This window comes from Bifidobacterium sp. LH_230 (assembly GCF_056357555.1).
This window is the reverse complement of record NZ_JBKEWJ010000019.1, coordinates 1-18,465: the sequence shown is the minus strand read 5'-3', so window position 1 is coordinate 18,465 and position 18,465 is coordinate 1. Positions and strand designations below refer to the sequence as shown.

General features: G+C 57.6%; 8 protein-coding genes and 1 pseudogene. 6 read left to right on the top strand and 3 right to left on the bottom strand.

The features are described 5' to 3' along the window. Positions 1-35: 35 nt before the first annotated feature. The 4 genes and pseudogenes from AC1A0G_RS09275 (at position 36) to recR (ending at position 6,974) form a co-directional block, all read left to right on the top strand. Positions 36-884: an ABC transporter ATP-binding protein gene (locus AC1A0G_RS09275; RefSeq protein WP_476529161.1), complete on the top strand. Its 849-nt coding sequence runs from the start codon at positions 36-38 to the stop codon at positions 882-884. An 87-nt stretch (positions 885-971) separates the two neighbouring features. Then, positions 972-2,528, top strand: a pseudogene (gene dnaX, locus AC1A0G_RS09270) (DNA polymerase III subunit gamma/tau); the annotation flags it as partial. A 2,375-nt stretch (positions 2,529-4,903) separates the two neighbouring features. Next, positions 4,904-6,286, top strand: coding sequence for an ATP-binding protein (locus AC1A0G_RS09265; RefSeq protein WP_476529159.1), 1,383 nt, complete (start codon positions 4,904-4,906; stop codon positions 6,284-6,286). 85 nt (positions 6,287-6,371) lie between these two features. Beyond that, a complete protein-coding gene (gene recR, locus AC1A0G_RS09260) occupies positions 6,372-6,974 on the top strand; it encodes a recombination mediator RecR (protein WP_476529158.1) in 603 nt (200 codons plus the stop codon). 14 nt (positions 6,975-6,988) lie between these two features. On the opposite strand, the gene AC1A0G_RS09255 is transcribed toward recR, so the two are convergent. Continuing rightward, positions 6,989-8,113, bottom strand: a complete 1,125-nt coding sequence (locus tag AC1A0G_RS09255) for an ATP-binding protein (RefSeq protein ID WP_476529156.1) — start codon at positions 8,111-8,113, stop codon at positions 6,989-6,991. A gap of 899 nt (positions 8,114-9,012) precedes the next feature. Between AC1A0G_RS09255 and AC1A0G_RS09250 the strand changes: the two genes are divergently transcribed. Together AC1A0G_RS09250 and AC1A0G_RS09245 are read left to right on the top strand one after the other, a co-directional pair. Then, positions 9,013-13,104, top strand: coding sequence for a SpaA isopeptide-forming pilin-related protein (locus AC1A0G_RS09250; protein WP_476529154.1), 4,092 nt, complete (start codon positions 9,013-9,015; stop codon positions 13,102-13,104). 358 nt (positions 13,105-13,462) lie between these two features. Further along, positions 13,463-15,523: an isopeptide-forming domain-containing fimbrial protein gene (locus AC1A0G_RS09245; RefSeq protein ID WP_476529152.1), complete on the top strand. Its 2,061-nt coding sequence runs from the start codon at positions 13,463-13,465 to the stop codon at positions 15,521-15,523. A 167-nt stretch (positions 15,524-15,690) separates the two neighbouring features. Here AC1A0G_RS09245 and AC1A0G_RS09240 read toward each other — a convergent pair whose 3' ends face one another. Next, the gene (locus tag AC1A0G_RS09240) at positions 15,691-16,362 is read right to left on the bottom strand and encodes a DUF3800 domain-containing protein (protein WP_476529151.1); all 672 of its coding nucleotides are present in this window, start codon (positions 16,360-16,362) and stop codon (positions 15,691-15,693) included. Between the two features lie 343 nt (positions 16,363-16,705). Then, the gene (locus AC1A0G_RS09235; RefSeq protein WP_476529149.1) at positions 16,706-17,710 is read right to left on the bottom strand and encodes an Abi family protein; all 1,005 of its coding nucleotides are present in this window, start codon (positions 17,708-17,710) and stop codon (positions 16,706-16,708) included. Between the last annotated feature and the right edge of the window lie 755 nt (positions 17,711-18,465).

Genomic DNA, 18,465 nt, shown 5'->3' with positions numbered 1-18,465 from the left:
AGGTGACATGCAACCGCAATACGAAAGGACCGATCATGGCTGACAACAACGGACTCACCTGGGGCGAGCTGACCGAAAAGAAGTCGATGGACGAACGCGGCATCGCGGTCGACATCCGCGGCGTGAACAAGCGATTCGTGACCCAGCAGGGCGACGAGGTCACCGCGCTGCACGACATCAACCTGACCATCAACAAGCACGACTTCATCTGCGTGGTCGGCCGGTCCGGCTGCGGCAAGACGACGCTGCTCAACATGCTCGCCGGATTCGAGAAGCCGACCGACGGCGCGCTCGTGTCGGGCGGCGTGGCGATCAACGGGCCGAGTCCGAAGCGCGGCGTCGTGTTCCAGAAGCCGCCGCTGTACCCGTGGCTCACCGTGCGCAAGAACGTCGAGTTCGGTATGAAGATGCAAGGGGTGCCGGCGGGGGAGCGCAAGGAGAAGGCCGATCATTTCCTTGATCTGGTCGGACTGACGTCGGCGGCGGACCGTCGACCGTACGAACTGTCCGGCGGCATGCAGCAGCGTGCGCAGATCGCGCGCGTGCTCGCCACCGAGCCGGACCTGATCCTGATGGACGAGCCGTACGGCGCGCTGGACGCGCTCACCCGCGAGAAGCTGCAGAACGAGCTGCTGCGCATCTGGCGCGAGAAGCACAGCACCGTGTTCTTCATCACGCACAGTGTGGACGAGGCGATCTTCCTTGCCACGCGCGTGATCGTGATGAGCGCGCACCCGGGAACCGTGAAGATGGACATCCCGATCACCCTGCCGCGCGATCCGGACGACCCCGACAACATGGACAAGGTGCGCGCGATGCCCGAGTTCACGGAGCTGCGCGAGCGGATCACCCAGGCCATCTACGTGCAGGACGACCAGGAGTAGACCGGGGCGGTGGCGGACGGTGCGCCATCGCGCCGTCGCCGGCCGGCCGCGCGGGTCGGATACCCGGCTTGCGGTAGGTTGGTGGGCATGGCACTTGCACTGTATCGACGTTATCGACCGGACACTTTCGACGGGGTCATCGGGCAGGATCAGGTCACGATCCCGCTGATGCGCGCGCTCGACGCGGGCAAGCTCACCCATGCCTACCTGTTCTCCGGCCCGCGCGGCTGCGGCAAGACCAGTTCCGCGCGCATCCTCGCCCGGTGCATCAACTGCGCGAAAGGCCCGACCTCGCACCCGTGCGGCGAGTGCGATTCGTGCCGCGACCTCGCCACCGGCGGCCCCGGCTCGATCGACGTGGTCGAGATCGACGCGGCCAGCCACAACGGCGTGGACGACGCCCGCGAACTGCGCGAACGCGCCGGCTTCGCGCCCGCCCGTGACCGGTACAAGATCTTCATCCTCGACGAGGCGCACATGGTTACGCAGCAGGGCTTCAACGCGCTGCTCAAGATCGTGGAGGAGCCGCCGGAACACGTCATGTTCATCTTCGCGACGACCGAGCCGGACAAGGTGATCGGCACGATCCGTTCGCGCACCCACCACTACCCGTTCCGCCTGGTCCCGCAGGAGATCATGGGACCGTATTTGGAGACGATCTGCGAGAAGGAGCATATCAAGCCGGAAGCTGGCGTATTGAAGCTCGCGATGCGCGCGGGCGGCGGTTCGGTGCGCGACACGCTTTCGGTGCTCGATCAGCTGATGGTCGGTTCCGTGGACGGCGTGATTTCGCACGATTCCGCGGTGGCGCTGCTCGGCTTCACCCCAGAGGCGCTGATCGGCGAGGCTGTGGACGCGGTGATCGACCGCGACGGCGAGGCGCTGTATGGCGTGATTCAGAAGGTCGTGGTCGGCGGATTCGATCCGCGGCGGTTCGTGGAGGACCTGCTGGCCCGCGTGCGTGATCTGCTGGTGCTGCTGTTGGCCGGCGAACGTGCGGAAACGGTGATGTCGGACACCGCCGAGGGCGAGAACATGGCCGACTTGCAGCGGCAGGCCGGTGCGCTCGGATTGGGTGCGCTGACGGTGATGGCCGATACGATCAACACGACGCTGGGTTCGATGACCGGCGCGATTTCGCCGCGCATGCGACTGGAATTGCTTGCCGCGCGACTGCTCGCGGGGCGCGAGGGCGCGCTGATGGGCGGTGCTGCTGCCGATCCTGAAGCTGGCGGAGCCTCGGCCCCCTCGGCTGAGGGCCGAGCCGTGAAGCAAACGCCGGCGGCGTTTGTAGGCGAGGTGCGAGCGACAGCGAGCCAGCAGATCGCGGCCGTAGGCCGTCCGCAGTTGCAGGACGCTGTCGCACGAAGCGCGACTGGGGGAGCGTCCACCGGCTTCGCCGGTGCTGCCCGTAACCAGCCACAGACCGGTTTCGCGGGTGCCGCCCGCAACCAGCAACACTCCGGGTTTGCTGGCGCAGCTCGCAATATGTCTCCCGGCAAAGAGCAACCTGACTCTGCGGCGTCGTCGGATGTACCCTCCCCCAGTCAGCCTACGGCTGACAGCCCGACCGCAATTGAGGACAGGCTGCGCCTGCGTTCTGTTGGCTCGACTGTCGTCGAGCCTTCGCCTAGAAACGCCTCCGGCGTTTCCTTAACGGCTCAGCCCAGCCGAGGGGGCCAAGGCTCCGTCAGCTTCAGAACTTCCTCGGCCCCCTCGGCTGAGGGGGCTGTCGCGCGAAGCGTGACTGGGGGAGCGTCCACCCCGCAACCTCAGGACTCCTCAGCACCTCAAGAACCCGCCGCCCCCGACACCCGCACCCCCGACCAGAAGTGGGACGCGCTCGTCGCATCCCTCCCCAAGGATGTGCAGCATTACGTCGGCCGCACCAGAATCCCCAAGGTCCTGCTTGCCGCCGACCAGTCGCACCCCGGTCATCAGCGTCTGTGGCTCAAATTCGACAAGCCGCTGAGCAAATACGCCTTCGCGCTGGCCGTGGCCGAGGAATCGGTCGACGGCACCACGAACGTGGTCGCCATCCTGCGCAACGAGGTCCACAAGACCTTCGGCGAGAACGTGACCATCGCCCCGACCAACAAAATGGCCGATGGCAGCGTCGCGCCGCCGTTCAGCAAGCTGCCGCAGGACCAGCAGCAGAAGATCAAAGCGCAGCTGCTGCAGGAGAGTCTGCAGGCGGCCGTCGCCAAAACCGCGTCCGAGTCCGCGGCGGCCGCAACCGAATCCGGCGACCGCGAACACAACGATTCCGGTACGGCCGGCGAGTCCGCGAAGACGGACGACGACGAGGCTCATCGAGCCGGTTCGTCCGAGTCCGCAAGCGATTCCGCTGCGCCCGCGGCAAACGACGATCCGTGGAACGTATCGTCTGACGGTGCTGCCGGTGAGTCGAACGTCGGTGAGTCGACCGATGAAGCCGATCCGTGGGCGACTCCGGCGGGTACAGCGTCGACTGTCGGACAGTCGAATCCGGCGAACGATCCGTGGATGGCTGCGCACGATGCTGCCCAGTCTGGCGATACGCAAGGTGCCGATCCGTGGGCGGTGCAGTCTGGTGATGCGGCTGGTACGTCGACCGATGATGCCGATCCGTGGGCGCAGCCGGACGGTACCGTGCGGCCGCTGCACGATGGGTCCGCTGCACATCACCCGCAGGCCGAGCCGCACAAGAAGCATGTTGCGGTTCCCGACCTGACTGATGACACCGACCCGTGGGCCGTGCCCGCACAGCCTGTAGCACCGGAGGCTTCCGCTATAGAGGCGTCGTCGGGTGTACCCTCCCCCAGTCAGCCTACGGCTGACAGCCCCCTCAACCGAGGGGGCCGAGAGGATAACGGGTTTTCGACTGTCGTCGAGCCTTCGCCTAGAAACGCCTCCGGCGTTTCCTTAACGGCTCAGCCCAGCCGAGGGGGCCAAGAAGGTGCATCCCTCTCTGAGTCTGGCGGAGCCTTGGCTCCCTCGGTTGAGGGCCGAGCCGTTAAGGAAACGCCGGAGGCGTTTCCAGGCGAGGTGCGAGCGGCAGCGAGCCAGCAGAGCGCGGCCGCAGGCCGTCCGCAGTTGCAGGACGCTGTCGCGCGAAGCGTGACTGGGGGAGGGTACACCCCTCAACCTCAATCTACTGGTGGAGCCTCGGCCCCCTCGGCTGAGGGGGCTGGCAGCCGTAGGCTGACTGGGGGAGCGTACACCCCGCAACCTCAATCAGCCGGTGCAGCTCAGGCGTTCGCCGTCGACCCGTGGAACCAGCCCATGCCATCCGCGCCAGCCGTCCAACCGGCGCCCGCCGGACCGGCAATCGCCCAGCCGGCCCCGGCCGACCCGTGGGATCAGTCGATCCCACTGCCCGACGTCGCCCCGCCCGACGACGATGACCCATGGTCCAATCCGGCCCCCGCGTCGTCGTTCCAGCCGGCCCCCGCATCGTCGGCCCCCGCGGCCCAGCCGCAGTCATCGTTCCAGCCGGTCCAGTCATCGTTCCCGAACCAACCGTTCGCCGCATCAGCCGCGCCGGCCGCCCGGCAGTATCCGCAGCAGCCCGCGCAGTTCCAACCGGCAGCCCCCCAGGTCGACCCGGACGAGGACGAATACTCGATGGACGACAAGTCGCTCGGCACCGCCGACGCGATGAGCATGGACGAGTTGCACAGGTTCTTCGAGGTCAAAAAAACCGAGGAATTCAAGTCCGACGACCCGCAGAACCCCCGCAACATCGCCCGCAACGCCAAGCACGAGGAGTAGCCGGGTCGTGCATTGAGTTGTGCGATCGATGCGATGCGCCCTATTTTCCCTATGACAATAGAGCGCATCGCATCGGCACCCTGAACGCTCCGCGGACCTACACCCGTTCGCGATGCATCGTTCTAAAACCTGCGTTTCAGTAATTTTGCGCAGAGACGACTCTATGAGTTTGTTATTTTTGTGCAAAAATCGAAATTTCAACTATGTATTTTTGTGCATCCATACTGTAAAATGTAACTCTCATAACATATGCGGTAAGGATGGCTATGCTGGAGCGCAAAATTTCGAATGAACTCTTGAGTTGGAAACGGGAGGACTCAGGTAAGACACTTTTGCTGACCGGGGCTCGCCAGATCGGCAAAAGCTATGCCGTGCGTGAGTTTGCCAAACGCGAGTACCGTCAGTACCTCGAAATCAATTTGTATGACAACAAACAAGCCGCGCGCGCTCTGGCATCGGCGGGCGATGTGCAGGAATTCATCAGTCGTCTGACGCTGTTTTCGCCGTCGCCGCTTGCGCCTGGCAACACGTTGATCTTCATCGATGAAGTTCAGGAAGCCCCGGACATCATGACTATGATCAAGTTTCTTGTTGCCGATGGGCGGTTCGACTACATCTTCTCGGGATCTATGCTCGGCACTGAATTCAAGGGTGTCCGATCCTATCCGGTTGGCTCAGTCGTTGAAAAAACCATGCGACCGATGGATTTTGAGGAGTTTTGCTGGGCGATTGGCGTGCAGAAATCGACACTTGACGGCATTCGAGAATCTTGCCGATCGGGTATGCCGATCGATCCGTATGTTCATGAAGCGATGATGACGAATTTCCGTACTTATGTGGTGGTCGGAGGGATGCCGGAAGTCGTCCAACGGTTTCTTGATAGCAAGGGTGATCTGGCGGCTGTGCGTGCGGCGCAGATCGAACTCAATCGACAGTATCGCCACGATATCTCGCAATATGCAGGTAATCGAGCATTGCAGGTGCAGGAGATCTTTGATCGGCTTCCCGCTCAGCTCGTCGACGGCAACGGTAGATTCGCGGTGTCTTCTATCGGTCCGACCGCCCGATATGAACGTAACCAGAAGGACTTTCTCTGGCTTGTGGACGCCGGCGTTGCATTGAAAACCGACTGTGTCACCGAACCGAAGTCGCCGTTGAAGCGGACCGCGCAATCACCGAAATTCAAACTGTACCAATCCGATGCCGGTATGCTCATGGCACGATATCCGCAGCCGACCGCTAGGGCTGCATATCTTGATGATCCGTCTCCGAATCTGGGTGCGATATACGAGAATGTCATCGCTCAGGAACTCACTGCGCAAAACGTGCCTTTGTATTATTACATGGCGAAGAAGCGCGGTGAGGTCGATTTCATCGCCGATACGAATGCCGATTCCGTAATGCCGTTTGAGATCAAATCAGGCCGTACGTATCGCGCGCATGCCGCCATCGATGCAGTGCTGTCCAATCCCGAATACCGTATAGCGCAAGGCGTGGTGTTGTCTCGATCCAATGTCATGCGGGAAGGGGCGACGACATATATGCCGCTTTATGCGATGTTCTGTCTACGGGACGTCTGTGATCTTGCGTCGGCAAGTGGAGTCGAGGATGCCGATCCTGGATTTTCGTTGACGGTGCGTCCGGTGTGATTATGCGGCGTTGTATGCGCCGATGCGGCATAATGAAGCCGCATACGTTCATCCGTAACGAACCGGGAAGAAAGGCGGCACCCACATGGCACTCGCATATGACGGCGCGATCCAGCGCCTGATCGACGCGTTCGCGCACCTGCCCGGCATCGGGCCGAAGGGCGCGCAGCGCATCGCGTTCTACATGCTGTCCGCGTCCGACGAGGAGGCACAGCAGCTCATCGACGCGATCACCGAGGTCAAGGAGAAGGTGCGCTTCTGCGACGTGTGCGGCAACGTGTGCGAGACGAGCCCGTGCCCGGTGTGCGTCGACCCGCGCCGCGACCACAGTGTGATCTGCGTGGTCGAGGAGCCGAAGGACGTGATGAGCATCGAACGCACGCGCGAATACCGCGGCCTGTACCACGTGCTCGGCGGCGCGATCAACCCGATGGCGAACGTCGGACCGGCCGATCTGAACATCCCCAAGCTGCTCGACCGGCTTAAGACCAGCGAGGTCACCGAAATCATACTTGCGCTCGACCCGAACATCGAAGGCGAGGCGACCACCACGTACATGAGCCGCTTGCTCAGCCCCCTCGGTATCAAGGTCACCAAGCTCGCCAGCGGCCTGCCGGTCGGCTCCGACCTCGAGTATGCGGACGAAATCACCCTCGGCCGCGCCCTCGCCGGCCGCCGCGAGGCGTGAGACATAAACGATAGTCACGCACGGCGTTCGTTGCCGCCCCGCCGTCTTAAATACTCACGCAGGAACGGCACCGCAAAATCGACCTCGCCACGTTCAGTTTCCCGTATGACGTACGCGTCAATCAGCCGCTTGCGATATGTCGCCGCATAATTGGCGCTTTTGCCCATGAGCTCGGCCACCTCGTTGGTGGCCGCAGGTCCGTCGAACCGTGCCATCGCCGCGAGGTATTCACGATCGTGCTTCGACAGTCCGTGCAGTTCAGGAATGCAGACCGCATTGTCGAGATCGATGCGGGCCTCGCGAATGCCGTTCGTGATGTCGTCGTCCGAAACGGTGTCCGAATCTCGCGAATCAGCGGCGTCCCAGATGTGGTATCCGACGAGCTGGATCATGTACGGATATCCAACCGTTGTCTGGGCGGCCCTCTGCAGTTGGTCGTCGTCGATGGTCATGCCGGAGTCTCGGAACGTTGCGGCGAATGCCGACTGGACTTCGTCGATCGGGACGTCGGATAGTATGTTCGTTTTCGCTCGGCGCAGGAACGTTATGACCTCGTCGTTGAACAGGTCTGATACCATTTGTGGCAGACCGGCGAACACGATGGCGATGTTGCGGCGCTCGCGAATCTGGTGCTGAATGGCCGTTGCGATGGCGACGAGATCGGACCGCGACGCGGCCTGGGTTTCGTCGATGGAGATCAGCAGTCCCGCATGATGTTTGTCGAGCGCTGTGATGCGTTCGGTCATTGCCTTGCGTAACGTTTCCGGCATACGTTTGGGGGAGAGTTCGGCTTCCCCGAGACTAAGGCTGGTCCCGGCGATACTGACGGATGGTTTGATGGTGAACCGGTCGATGATGCTGTCGCGGTTGCGCAGTTCACTGACGAGACGTTCACACAGGCCGTCCGAAGCGGTTTCTTCGATGACATCCCATTTGCGCGCACGAGCTTTGTCTCCAAATACGGTGAGCATGACGGTTTTGCCGGTGCCTCGCGCTCCGGTGATGAGCATGATACGCCCGGGTGCGCCGACGCCGTTGTCGAGTCCTTTTTCGAAGTCGCGTATGACTTTGTTTCGTCCGATGAGCAACGGCGGTTCTCCTCCGGCGGTTGGCTTGAAAGGGTTCATCGTAGCTCGCATATGGTGTTCTCCCGTCATCGGTGATATTGAAATCAAAAATATCAAAAATATCAAAAATATCAAAAATGGGAGCGAAGGAGAGGCCGCTGTATTGTCCGCAGTTGTCTGGCATGAATCTTGCTCTCCGGTAAGTCAAGATTTCGGACATTCTTGACTTACCGGAGAGCAAGATCTGGCATTAGGCGGTGCCGCAGTTCGGCGTTAGGGACGACTGCTACTTATTGAACCTAAACTGACGCGTCTTTATTCTTGGCTCCCTCGGCTGAGGGCCGAGCCGTGAAGCAAACGCCGGCGGCGTTTGTAGGCGAGGTGCGAGCGACAGCGAGCCGACAAGGCGCGGCCGTAGGTCGTCCGCAATTGCGGGACGCTGTCGGCAAAGCCGGCTGGGGGAGCGTCAAAACCCACCGCATTAAGTCCGGCGAGGCACTGTGTTGACGGTCGGGGCTCATTGGTGGTGTTTCGTTTGGTGCGGCGCTCGATCGGCAGACATGGTATGGGTGACGCTGATGTTCGCGTTGGCGGGTGGGTTACGGAAGGTTAGGTGTGTTATCGCTCACAGCGTGATCGTTGTTGATTGATAAGAAGTGATCATTGATCATCGTCGGCTGATTCGTTTCAGAAATGGTGGATTTGCGCTGTATCTGCAAACGTTATCTGTGTTGCGTTAACCCGGTTGTATCGCTATATTTCCAACGAAAATACAAGGTATGTTGACAAAATGTCAACATTTATCATATGTGATTCAAGTCACTGAAAAAATCGCAAATGATCAGATTACCGTTAATCACCCCCTTATAATGGGGGTGAAAAGATCACATCGGGGGTCTATCATCCCACAACGTAGGAGGATGGTCACCACACGAGACGTGGCCTGATGTTTGATGATGAGGAGTGGTGAAATGCCTGAGAAGATGCGCAAGCATGCCTGTGCGGCCATATCGGCCCTATTGGCCATCGCGATGACCTGCGCATTCACCAGCGTCTCCATAGCCGAAGAACCCACCACCCCAACAACGGGGGGTAGTGTTGCGGCCACGACCCAGACCCAGCAAACGGATCAGCAGGTCGACGCCCAGCAGTCGGAAACCACCGAAAACCAGTCGGATGCCGATAACGGTAACGTCGCAACTGGGAACGCGACTGACCAGTCATCCAGCTCCAACGCCGGATCGACCACGCAACCCGATTCCTCCGCCACAACGCCGTCCGATGATGGTAACTCCGCCGCAGACACCGGCAACGCCGTGACTCCTGCCGCGGATGCGGCCGCTGTTTCAACGTGGGATGCTCTGGCTGATGCAGTGCAAAATACGACGGACGATGTCATCGTGCTGTCCGCTGATGCGACTGTAAGCGCAACATCTACTATTTCGGTCACACGTTCCGTCGCCATTGAGATCGCCAAGGGCACTGTGGTGCAAGGCCAGACGGCGGATTTCGCAAAAACTCTGTTCTCGGTCAGCGGATCTGGAGCATTGACCTTGACTGGTGATGGCACATTCCAAGGATGTGGATCTGCCACTGACGGTTGCACTGTGCAGAGCAGCCAACAAAATATGCATGTTATAGGAATGACTGCTGGTTCACTCACCATTGACGGTAGCTTGACTTTCAAGGACTTCAAATTGCCGGACAATGGTTCTGGTGCCATCGTTAATGCTTACAGCAGTACCGTTACCATTAACGGTGGTATTTTCTCGAGTAACATCGCTGGGAATGGCGGTGTCATGTATCAGAACAATGGCACTAAAACGATTGTTAATGGAGGACAGTTTAAGCAGAACGCTTCGGTCCAAGGCCCAGATGCTACGAAGGGCGGCGGGGTATTCCGAGTTAGTGGTGGCTCGTTAACGGTTAATGATGGTTCGTTTACTGGAAATACTGCTGCGCAATCGGGTGGTGTGATTTTCTCCTTTGGAGAAGTGACTGTCTACGGGGGAACATTTTCGAACAATGTCTCCGCTGGAGACAATGAGATGGGCAAAGGTGGCGGTGCAATCTATAACAGTGGCAGCCGCCTTACCGTGACTGGGGGACTATTCCAAGATAATGTTGCATTGGGATACGGTGGTGGTGCGATTTTAAACGCGAGTGTCACAAATATCACCGGTGGTACGTTCACGGGTAACCGTCAGGCGTATGGCTCGCTGAATGACGATGGATCAATTAGTTATATCGATTGCTCGACCGAGCAGACGCAAAACAATTGCTATAAACATCAGCGCGCAGGGGGCGGTGCGATCCGATCGAATTCAGGTACTCTGACTATTGAAGGTAAAGTCACGTTCTCGGGCAACCGTACGCAAGACTGGCAATTCATGAGTGGCGGTGGTGCCGTGTATGCGAACGGTACATTATGGGTGAAGAATGATGTTAGGGGCAATCGTCCTTCGTTCACAAAGAACTGGGCTGGTGTGTTGCTCAACGATCAGTATCGTACGAAGGATGATAAGGGCAATACAGTATTGCAGACCCCAGCCGGCGGTGCCGGTGGTGCCATTTTTGTGCAGGACGGTGGATCCACTGCATACATCATGGGCGGTGAGTTTACAGATAACTCCTCCGGTTATCTCGGTGGTGCAGTGTACACGGAGGAAGGCTCCACTACTTATGTCGCGAAGGCAGCGGCAACCGGAAATGAGGCCGGCCACTTTGGCGGCGGATTCTGGTTGTGTCCCTCCGGCACTGGTGTTACGAGCAAGGGTGGCAACATAGCGCTGTATGACAATAAGACTGACACAAGTCTTGACCCGAACACCGATAACAGCCTTACAGTGGTGAGGGAGAATTATAAAGGCGCTTATGCCGGTAAGACTTTGTCAAATCGTGCTGGTGATGATTTCGCGATCATGAACCCGTATGCGAAGAGTACAGATGCAAAGCCGGTCAAAAAGAACTCTTTCCAGCTGATGGATACGTGGTTCACTGACCGTACGTCGAGCGTTGTTTCATGGAGCTGGGATGGTGAGCCTGTCCAGAAGGCCAGTGGCTTCGGCGACAATTGGCAGCATGGTTGGCCAAACACGTCTGAAGCGATTACGGCTGTAGAGAAAAACGGAGCTTTGAGTGACGTTAGCGGGAAGAACGTTGACTTTGCAAAGTCCGATCATGCGTACACGTTACAGCTTAGCTATCCGAAAGACAAGAGTAATGCTGTCAATGCGGAATATGTGGCTGGTAATTTCTATGTGACCGGTATTGGCTTGAAAACTACTGTGCTTGGTAAGAGTAACGAGGAAATACAGGCTCATAAGGATGGTGCTTGGAACAACGCAGCAGTCAGATTCACTGGTAATAAGGCACGCTTATCTGGCGGTGCGTTTGGCACTAACGGCAATGTGCTATTCTCCACGCCGTGGACGGCTTCGTGGAGCAAGACTGATGACAATACCGATGCTACCAAGCGTCAGCAGCTTGCCGGCTCCGAATGGCAGGTGTCCTCGACCGGTACGGCCACGAATGCCGATGCCGTCAATGCGAAAGCGGAGGCGGAGGCCAAAGCTGGAGGTCCGTTCGAGGAGGACTTCTATCCGACGCTGTGTGAACTTGGCACCGATGGTAAGCTGACCGATGCCGGTACGGCGGCATGGAACCAGGGCACATGCTGGAAACAAGAGGAGACCAAGAAGACAGAAAACGGTCAGACCACGGTAACGGTGACGCGTACCGCCATCATCAAGGACAATATTGGTAATGATGCTGATGCCAGTGATGACTACTCGTACGTCGGTTTTGACAACAACCCCGACGGCGGTGGCTTCGACATCAATAACATCGCCAATGGAACGTATACGGTGATCGAGACCAAGGCTCCGACCGGATATACCCCGGAAGCCAACGCCGATGGTTCCTCGAAGACCTATTCGTTCACGGTCAATAATGCGCAAGCCCAATGGGATAACGGTAGCGGCAATGCGACCAGCATCGACAAGGACATCACGAACAAGGTGCTGCAAGGCGTCTCGTGGGGCAAGATCGATGCGAACACGACCGACACCGTCTATGGTTCCAAGTGGCGCGTGACGCAGATCAAGGATGCTGACGGCAGCAATATTAATGGGCAGTCGCATGACATCGAGGACTGCAAGAACGATGAAAATGCCACGGATGTGGACAAGTGCGAGACCAAGAACAAAGACAAGGTCTTTGCAGACAAGGACGGTACCGATAAAGCCGGCCTGTTCAACATCACTGTCGATAAGCCGGGCATATACAAGCTGCAGGAACTCACTGCCCCGAATGGATACTGGCAGCCTGTGAGCAGCAAGTATTACCTGTTCACGGTGAAGTCCACTTCGTCGACCGGCACCCCGGAAAAGGTACAGGTCTACGAATCTGACGGTACGACTCCAGTCAGCTCGAACAACATTGTGAACCAGCGCCCGACGGTGTCGTGGTCGAAGATCGCAGCCGATTCCGGCGAACTGCTGGCTGATTCAGAATGGTCGATCGTCGGCCCATATACGAAGAATGCGCAAGGCGAGCTTACGCAAGTCGCAGATTCGTTCAAGACCGTTACTGTGACGGACTGCTCGGATAACAACGGCTCGTACTGCAAAGGCGAAAGTGACAAATCCGGCACGTATGACAAGGACGCCGACCCGGCGGAAGGCAAGTTCAAAGTCGTCGGATTGACGCCCGCGCCGGATGCGAAGACGACGTACTACTACGAACTGACCGAAACCAAGGCGCCGAGCGGGTTCATGCTGTCGAAGAACACGTACACGTTCGCAATCGGCCACGAGCATCCATCCGCTGCTGTGCAGATTGATGCGCCGACTGGTGCGTCGCTGCCGGTGAAGCACGATGCCGCAAACGGGACGAATGCGATCCAGAATGTGCGCGCGGTCGCGGCATTGCCGCTTACGGGAGGACCGGGGAACTGGGCGGCTCGCGATTGGATGCTGGTTGGCGGCGGGATCGCTGTGGTGGCGATCGCGGCGCTGGCGTTGACGAACGAGTGGCTCAAGCGCAAGGCGGTGATCGTATGATCACGCGTCACTGCCACGACCCGGGCGCCGTCCCTTAGTGAGTCGTCCCGCTATGAAGAAGCGGCGCAAGCCGCCTCGGCTCCCTCGGCTGGGACATTGCCGTTAAGCAAACAGCAGAAGCTGTTTGTAGGCAATGTGCGAGTCGACAGACGAGCCGATCAACGGCGGACGCAGTCCGTCCTTAATTGCAGGACGAGCTGTCACGGCGAAGTCGTGACTGAGGGAGCGTCACACCCGACCACCTCAACAACCAAAGATTTGCGGATCGCGGAGCCGGCCAATCGGCCGCCCGTTCTCCGCGATTGCAGAAAACACATAAGGAAACAAGAAGGAACAAGAAAGAAGGTTTCTCATGCGAATGAGGAAACTATTCGCCGGCCTCGCCGCCGCGGCCACTCTCCTCGGCGGCCTCGCCCTCGGCGCCACCACCGCCAACGCGGATGAGACCGCGACGGAGACTCTGCCAGTTACCGGTACAACGTTGACGATCAATGCGACATCGGCTGAACAATTAGCGGGCCGTACGTTCAAGCTTTACAAGCTGGCTGATTATGTTAAGTACACTGATTCCGGTTCGATCGGTGTACAAACGGTCGGCTGGAATGAGGACCCACGTCAGTGGACAGACGCATATGAAGCAGTTCAGCTGGCTATGGCTGAGGCTACGAAGAATAATGTTGCTGCTGACCAGTATGCCACTGAGTGGAACACCGACAGTGACGGCAACAAGACAACCCCGAAGACGTATCGTTCTGATGATCCGCTGGCGTGGGCAGCTCAGGCCGATCTGACCGGTGACGGTACTGATCCGAAGGTGGATAAATCGTCTAATGGCCGTATCGATGTGAGCACGACTTCTCCGTGGACTGGGTTGACTCGTGAGCTGGCTGAGTCGTTGGATGTTTCCAAGTTGGGTGACCCCGCCAGCACAGTTGAAGTTCCTGCGTCTAATGAGGATGCGTCGTTCATGGTTGAACGCTTGGAACCGGGACTGTACTTTGTGCTGGATGCTACCAATGCATCGGACAGCACGAACAAGTGGACTAATTCCGTGCGTATGGTAGCCGGCACTGCGCTGAAGATTAAGACTGGCACTGATTCTAGTGGCAATCCGATTACCAAGGAACTGGCTACGGGTGAAATCAATCTCAAGAACCAGACCCTGCCGATTCACAAGCAGGTTGTTAAGGATGACGGTTCCACCCCGAATCTGACCCCGGACTACAACATCGGCGATACGGTCACATATCAGCTGACGTCGGTGCTGCCCAACTATACGGGCTACGAGAAGCCGGGCCGTACGTATCAGATCATCGATACGATGAGCAAGGGCCTGACGTTCAATGAGAACATTGCCGGTAACATCGTCGTCAAGGTTGGTGATACTGAGCTGACTCGTGGACCGCTGAACAACGCAGATCTGAAGTATGATTTCACGGCGACCGTGGAGCGTGCCGACAGCGGATATGCGTCTCAGGATACCGATCCGGCTGCGAACCGTCAGACGAGCGAGGCTCAGGGCGGCGCGTACACGAAGATCACCATCGATCTGTCCAACTATGTCAATGAAGTCGGCAAGAACACGCTGGCTGACGAGGGCACGGTGGTCACCGTCATTCTCAAGGCCACGCTGAACAAGGATGCGCTGATCTCTGATACCACTGGCATGAACGGCAACCCGAACAAGGTCGATCTGGTGTACTCCAACAACCCGGAGAATAAGGAAGACAAGACCAAGGTTCCTGGCGGCGAAGTCAACGTGTACAGCTTCCGGTTCAAGCTGCTGAAGTACGCGAAGGATGCCGGTAAGGATGTGCCGCTTGCGGGCGCTCAGTTCAAGGTGAAGCAGAACGATTCTTGGCTTACCAAGACTGTCACCAAGTCTGAAGCCGGCAATGAGGTCAAGGCTGTTTCGTGGGGTACTACCAACGATGAGGCCCAGGCGACGGTGTTCACTTCCGATGACAAGGGTGAGTTGAATGATTTTGTCGGCCTGAAGGGCACGAATAACGAGGGCGAGGTCGTTGAATATGAGGTCAAGGAAATCAAGGCTCCTGCAGGCTATCAGGACATGATTCTGCCGACGTTCAAGTTCACGATCACGCCGAAGTATTATCAGGACGACACCACGAATCCGAACGCTGATAAGACCGGCGAAGCCAAGAACTGGGGTGATCAGACCATCAGCTATATCTCGTTCGATGAAACCGGCGTTGATGATGCTTGGAGCCTTGTCGATCGTGATGGCATGACCGGTTTCCAGTTCAATGTGCGCAACGTGAAGTCCGTGTCGCAGCTGCCGCTGACCGGTGCTGCGGGCATCATGCTGTTCACGGTGGCGGGTCTGCTGCTCGCCGCGGCCGCTGGTCTCGTGTACACGAAGTCCCGCGCCACGAGCCGTGCGCTGCGTCGTCACTGATCAGTCGGTCCGTTACCGATCACCGGTCATCGCACCGCGTGATCGGTAACGTCACCGCTCATCAGTCGTAATCTGAACAATCACAGGAGTCCGGCATCCCCACCCAACGGGGACGCCGGACTCCTGTCGTATATCACCAAACCATTGTTCGCTTATGATCTCGACGATCACAGACGCATACGTCGAATCTTTTTCAGGTAATTGCGCTTGAATGTGCCGCTGCTGCCGAACATCTTATTGTCCGTCGTCGTGGTTCTATGATCCTCATATTTGCGGGCGGTAAGTTCTATCGCGCAAATGCAGTCGGCTGCTTGTGAGAGCCGATATTCCTTCGGTGAACCATCTTTATACTGTATTGCCCTCTTTGATAGGGCATACTCCACTGCGGTGTGCAACGCATAGGTCACCACTGGTTGGCCGCCATCATAGTAGATCTTGACATGATCGTACTGCTGAAGATGCTCGAGCCTGTCAAAAAGGAAATTAACGATGTCCTGCTTCATTCTGGCTTCGAGACTTTTGACTCCGCCCAAATCCTGTTTGTGGTAGATGAACGTAACGTAAGAGATCGGGAGGTGCCAGATGAACGTATAGAATGCCGTAAAAAGTTGTTTGCGTATTTCCAAAGGTAGTGACTCGTAATCGTCGTGTCCGTTCATCAGTGGGCCGGCGTGAAATGGGATATCGGGCAGTCCTCGATCTTGCAAGGCCTGTTCATAGTGCTGTATTCCTGTAACGATATCGTTCTCTTGATCGTGTAAAACCAGCGTCAGGAGATAGTAATCTGACGATCCACTGCGGGTGCCTGACTCGTCCGCGAAAATGCTGATGTCGGTCATATCGCCCCCTTGCGGAAAAAGAATGCCGGGGGAAATCCCCCGGCGCTTGGAGCCTCATGCCGAAGCATGACGGCTTTTTCTTTATAACACGGTGGCGGTAATCCACAAAATTCATTAGTGGGCGTTTGCGGTCGCGCCGCGCCTCGGTCATAATCCGAACCATCACAGGAGTCCGGCATCCCCACTCAACGGGATGCCGGACTCCTTGCGTATTTACAGAGATTGCCGTCGCTGAATCCTCATTCAATCGCCGCATGGGGCTGAACAAAAAAACTGGGCGCAACCACTTTCGTGACTCCGCCCTGCAAAAACGTTAAGTTTTTTTTATCTGGAAAACAGTAAATCAGCTGAGGAGCCATTTGTCAAGGACAACACGCAAGAACTTGGACGATGCGCGGATGCTATCGTTGTTGCTGCTCCACGATTCAATGTGTTCCAGAGACGACATCAGCTTCTGTATGTAGTCTTCCAATTGTGAAGATCGTTGGCTGCGAACGGCGAATTGCTGGTATATGTACAGCAGCATCACAATCTGCTGAATACGGGGGTTCCTCATCCTACTTCGACGCATATTTCGGGAAATTCCCGAAGCGGTAAGAGCTTCATTGACCAGTGCGGCGGTATGAATCCGACTGCGATCGTCTGCGAACCCGTTGATGATGTCGGATGAGTGAGCGGTCGCGTTCCGCACGGCTTTCGCCTGACGTAGCAGGTAGTGTTCCTCCTTCATGACGCGATCATGCCAGCGGTTCGCGCAGAACAGATAGAAGTCGATCAGTGCTCCGAACGAGACCACTTCGAAAAATACCCATACGGGCATCCTATCCGTGGGATACTTGCGAATCAGATCACCCATGTACAGGTCCGATCGCAGTCGTTCGATTTCGCGCATGCGGTACATGCGGTTGTAATCAGTCAGTGCGTCGAAATAATCCTGGATGATCGCGTATCCATCCGGTTCCCGGTCTTCGATCGACCGCATGAGTCGCACCTTCGCGTAATGCTCCACATCCAAGGTCATCGGCAGCAACAGTTGCCGCAGTTGGTGATCCAGTCGATCAAGATCGCGCAGATAGGCGAAGTCCAGATTCGCGTACTCGCCGTCATGCGCGCCTCCGATGCGTTTGGGGAACAGCGACCGGTATGCGGCGATCTTGTAGTAGTACGTGTGCGTGCGTAGGTATTGGGCGGCTTCTTTTTTGCTGCAATGATCGAAGGTGATGCCACGTGCTCGGAAATGATCGATCTGTTGCGCGATAGTGAGCATCGGCTTATTGGGCGGGCGTTCTGGTTCTGTGGGGTCTACTGGTTCTGCAGGGTCTATGGGTGTGTTCGTATACGATGACATGGGTTCTGGCTCCTATCGGTTGGTTGGTGTGTTGGTGTCGTGCCGGGTTGGCATGACACGGCCGCGGCAACGGTGCCAGTAACGATACATGCGTATCGCGTATTTCCTCATCGTTTTCAGGGTATGTGGTCGAAGGCTCGGAGGCGTTGGAAAATGGTGGATTGTGCTTTGGTACGGGGGTGTGGATGACTGAGGTGGAAGTGTTGGCGGGCGGGCGTGGGCGAGTATGGAGATTATTTTGGCGTGATGGCAGGGATAGCGTCCACCTTCTAGCAGGAATGTCACGCCAGATGGCTCGCAGGCGTGATGTTTTGGCGGGTATTGGCTGTTTCCTAGCGGGAATATCACGGAATTAAGTGGCGGCGTCTTGTTAGGGGGGCATTTGGGCGCTGCGATGAGTGTGCAAAGTGGGCGATTGCGGACGGTGGGTTCGTAAGTGGGCGATTGTGTACCATGAGCGGTCTTCGTAAAGGGGTGTTTGCCGACCACGAATGTGAAAGTGGTCGTTTGGGCACCACGAAGGGTGTGCAAAAGTGGGTGTTTACGGACGGTGGGTTCGTAAGTGGGCGATTGCCTACCATGAGTGGCCTTCGTAAGTGGGCGTTGGCCTACCGTGAATGTGAAAGTGGGTGTTTGAGCACGGAGGGGTTAAGTAAAGAAAAGTGTGTCTTAAATCTGGGGTGAGGCTTACTGCGGATTCGTGTGTCGGGGTGCGATTAACGGTTCGGGTGTTAATCCGTCCGGGTGCTTGACTT

What these genes read in the sequence shown, in the direction of transcription:
- AC1A0G_RS09235 (WP_476529149.1), bottom strand. Translation starts at nt 17,710, where the DNA reads ATGTCATCGTATACGAACACACCCATAGACCCTGCAGAACCAGTAGAC.
- AC1A0G_RS09245 (WP_476529152.1), top strand. Translation starts at nt 13,463, where the DNA reads ATGAGGAAACTATTCGCCGGCCTCGCCGCCGCGGCCACTCTCCTCGGC.
- AC1A0G_RS09255 (WP_476529156.1), bottom strand. Translation starts at nt 8,113, where the DNA reads ATGCGAGCTACGATGAACCCTTTCAAGCCAACCGCCGGAGGAGAACCG.
- AC1A0G_RS09275 (WP_476529161.1), top strand. Translation starts at nt 36, where the DNA reads ATGGCTGACAACAACGGACTCACCTGGGGCGAGCTGACCGAAAAGAAG.
- AC1A0G_RS09265 (WP_476529159.1), top strand. Translation starts at nt 4,904, where the DNA reads ATGCTGGAGCGCAAAATTTCGAATGAACTCTTGAGTTGGAAACGGGAG.
- AC1A0G_RS09250 (WP_476529154.1), top strand. Translation starts at nt 9,013, where the DNA reads ATGCCTGAGAAGATGCGCAAGCATGCCTGTGCGGCCATATCGGCCCTA.
- recR (WP_476529158.1), top strand. Translation starts at nt 6,372, where the DNA reads ATGGCACTCGCATATGACGGCGCGATCCAGCGCCTGATCGACGCGTTC.
- AC1A0G_RS09240 (WP_476529151.1), bottom strand. Translation starts at nt 16,362, where the DNA reads ATGACCGACATCAGCATTTTCGCGGACGAGTCAGGCACCCGCAGTGGA.